The sequence below is a fragment of the Mesorhizobium sp. M4B.F.Ca.ET.089.01.1.1 genome, from assembly GCF_004022605.1.
GTDB classification, from domain to species: Bacteria; Pseudomonadota; Alphaproteobacteria; order Rhizobiales; family Rhizobiaceae; genus Mesorhizobium; species Mesorhizobium abyssinicae.
This window is the reverse complement of record NZ_RZOS01000969.1, coordinates 1-929: the sequence shown is the minus strand read 5'-3', so window position 1 is coordinate 929 and position 929 is coordinate 1. Positions and strand designations below refer to the sequence as shown.

General features: G+C 67.6%; 1 protein-coding gene. It reads right to left on the bottom strand.

Annotated features, from left to right (window positions below; translation table 11 throughout):
- Positions 1–141: 141 nt before the first annotated feature.
- On the bottom strand, positions 142–929 hold a 788-nt coding region (locus EN780_RS35390; RefSeq protein WP_133372916.1), incomplete at its 5' end, for a site-specific integrase.

The window sequence follows — 929 nt, the reverse complement described above, 5'->3', positions numbered from 1 at the left end:
GCTGATGATTATGCCTGAGTACGAAGCGTCGGCCGCCGACAGTCTGGACGCAGCGCTCGCTGTGCTCGACGAGGCGTTGTCATCACATCCAAGAACCTGACCGCCTCACCAGCGATCAACCGGGGGAGGGGAGGGGGCTTTTCAGAGCCCGGACGCCTTGGTGAGGTTGACTCGGAAGCGGTCACGCCGCCGCTGATACCTGCGGGTCATCTCGGCGCTGGTATGGCCGAGTTGCTTCTGCAAATAGCGCTCATCGACTTCCGCCGAGGAGGCGAGGCCAGCGCGCAGCGAATGGCCAGCAAAGAGCTTTCCGCGTTCGCCTACCGGCAGGTCGCCGCGTACGCCGGCCGCCAGCGCGGTCCGCTTGACCAGGCGGGCGACCTCCTGGTCGTTGAGCCGATCGGCGCCAACCGCCTTGCCCTGGCCGGTGACGCGCCGGAACAGCGGTCCGTGCGCGATACGGGCGAGCTTGAGCCAGGTCTGCACCGCGACAACCGGGCAGGTGGCATCGGACGAGCCGCGCCCGACTTCGACCTCCCGCCAGCCGGTCTTGCCGCGAAGGGAAACGAGCATGCCCGTGTCGAGGATCTCGATCCAGCCGCGGCCGTCCTCGGTCTGGTCGCGGCCGACATCCAAAGCCACGATCTCGGAGCGGCGCAGGCCGCCGGCAAAGCCGAGGAGCAGCATGGCGCGGTCGCGCAAGCCGCGTAAGGTTCCGCGTTCGAGCGTTTCCAGCATGGCGATCAGATCCTCGGGCAGGATCGCTTCCTTCTGCCGCGGCGGGGCGGCGTGCTTGTTGCGGATGCCGGCCATGACGGTGGCGATGTACCGGTCCTTACGGTCCAGCGGCTGGCCGCGCTGGGCGTAGTTCCAGGTCAGCGAGGACAGCCGGCGTTCGATCGTCGAAACGGAGTTTGGCGTCTTGTCGC